Raw genomic sequence first — 2,357 nt, 5'->3', positions numbered from 1 at the left:
CGAGTATAATTTTCATCCCCTCGGTGAGGACACGCGAGCGCAGAATTTCGGTGTTGACGCCGTCGGACAAACCCGGCCGCAACGGCGCCATCGCCAGTTGACCGAGAGAATCAAGATACCAGACCGCCCCGCCGCTGCGCCGACCCCCACCTTCACCCGGCATCATAGCGCCGACAAACTGCCCTTGGCCCTGCGGTTGTGAGCCGGTGGTACTGTCACCAGTCGCTCTTGGTCCGCTCTCTGTTTTGGCGGCCCGCTCTTTTTCCATACGCTTTTCGAATTCGGCAAGCTGGTCCTCGGTCGGGTTGAAACGGAGCGCCTTACTCGGAATCAAAAGCACGTCATCGTGACTCTGCGTGACAAAATCTATAGTCGCCGTCATACCGGGCAACAGGAAGCCGCTTTCGTTGTCGGCCTCGACCACAGCGGTATAGGTCACGACATTCGAGACAGTGCGCGGTTGCAAGCGAACCTGTTTGACGCTGCCGGTGAATTCCTTATCGGCATAGGTGGCGACCGTAAATCGCACCGGCTGGCCAACCTCGATTTGGCCGATGTCGCTCTCATCGATATCGGCAAGGATCTCCATCCGGGAAAGGTTCTCGGCAATAACGAACAGGGTCGGGGTGGAAAGGCTCGAGGCCACGGTCTGCCCCGCCTCGACATTGCGGCTGATTACAATACCGTTGATCGGCGATTTAATAACCGCGTATTGCAGGTTTCGTTTGGCTCTCAAAAGGGCAGCCTGGGACGATTTCAACGACGCTTCCTGCGATTTCAAGCTGACCTGAAACGGCAGATACTCGGCGTCGGAAATCAACCCGCGATCCAACAATGCTTTGTTCCGCTCGTAGTCGGCCTTGGCCTGAACGAGCTGCGCCTCGGACCGGTCGACATTGGCGTCCGCATCCATAACAGCGGCGTTCAGCAGCGTTGTATCAAGAACGGCGAGCACCCGGCCGGCCTTAACGGTATCGTTGTAATCGACATAGACCGAATCAATCGTGCCCGACACCTGGGTGCCGACATCGATCGTAGTCACCGGCGAGAGCGTGCCGGTGGCGGAGACGGTAGTTTCGATACTGCCTTTGGTGACGGTGGCAAAGTCATACGTAGCCTCGGCTTTACCAGATTTGCCGTAGATTAGAAAATAGCCTCCGACAACCACGATGGCCACCGCCGCCAAATAGACGAAGAGCTTCTTGCTCATAAACTTGTCCTCATATCGCAAATATTGTCTGCAATCTACTATAACGCAGAATTAGGACCACCGGCGTCCCCAGTCGGATTAATGAGCCTGAAGAGATACTACTATTAGTGTAAGGGGAGAGAAAGTCCGCGGCGCCGTCTGATCAAAGATACTACTATTTGTGTTAGCGAAGAAAAGGTCTGCAGCGCCGTTTGATCAGGGTCGACCCAACGCGTGAACCTCCCGGACCAGCCCGGCCCGGTTGTCGTGGCGGTAAAAAGCGGAGCCCATGACGAGAATATCGGCCCCGGCCACGACCACCCGCGTGGCATTCGTACCGTCAACGCCGCCATCGACAGCGATAACAGTCTTAAGACCGTGCCGGTCTATAAACGTGCGGGCTTTCTCGATTGTCGTCAGAGTCGACTCGATGAACTTCTGCCCACCAAACCCTGGAAAAACCGACATCACGAGCAGGCGATCACACTTTTCGAGATACGGTAAAACGAGGTCGACCGCTTTGTCGGGGTTGAGCGAAAGTCCGGCCTCTACCCCCATCTCGTGCAGTTTGTCGAGATGTGAGACCGGGTTGGGATGGACCTCAATGTGGAATGTGATGGCATCGGCTCCTGCTTTGATGAACGCCTCAAAGAAGTCTTCCGGGTTCGTGAGCATCAAGTGAACATCAAGCGGGAGATCGGTCAAACTGTTGACAGTCTTCACCACCGAGGGGCCGTAGGAGATATTCGGCACAAAGTGGCCGTCCATGATGTCCAGGTGGAGCTGATCGGCGCCGGCCTTGACCGTGTCGGCGATCTCATCGCCGAGCCGGCTGAAATCGGCCGCCAGTACGGAGGGAGCTATCAACGTCATGACAACAACATACGCTGTTTGGCCCGACTCCGCAAGTCCCCCGGTAACGACCGGGGAATTCGGGCACTAATTGCTCTCGACGCTGTTGTATGAGGGCAAACGGCTGTAAATCATAGTCGTTGATCGGAATCCGCTTGGGCGATGAAGAACAACAAATGGTTGAACTGGCCCGGAAAAACGATATGACAGCGAAAACACCAATCGATACCCTGTTTCTTGATATCGACGGAGTCCTGCTCACCAACGGCTGGGACCGGGCGGACAAGGCCTCGGTAAGCTCGATATACGGATTTGG

The 2,357-nt window shown here is 55.9% G+C and carries 2 protein-coding genes; both read right to left on the bottom strand.

All coding sequences use genetic code 11. The features are described 5' to 3' along the window. Positions 1-1,210: efflux RND transporter periplasmic adaptor subunit (locus KKA81_17605; protein ID MBU2652747.1), on the bottom strand; the 1,210-nt coding region annotated here is incomplete at its 3' end. 195 nt (positions 1,211-1,405) lie between these two features. Further along, positions 1,406-2,062 (bottom strand): ribulose-phosphate 3-epimerase, encoded by a 657-nt coding sequence (gene rpe / locus KKA81_17600; GenBank protein MBU2652746.1) that lies wholly within the window; start codon positions 2,060-2,062, stop codon positions 1,406-1,408. Between the last annotated feature and the right edge of the window lie 295 nt (positions 2,063-2,357).

This window comes from Bacteroidota bacterium (assembly GCA_018831055.1).
In the GTDB taxonomy this organism is placed as follows: Bacteria; Bacteroidota; Bacteroidia; order Bacteroidales; family B18-G4; genus M55B132.
The sequence above is the reverse complement of the archived record's forward strand: the minus strand, read 5'-3'. Positions and strand labels throughout refer to the sequence as shown.

Excerpts from the sequence above, each read along its gene's own strand:
- rpe (MBU2652746.1), bottom strand. The coding sequence starts at position 2,062 with ATGACGTTGATAGCTCCCTCCGTACTGGCGGCCGATTTCAGCCGGCTC.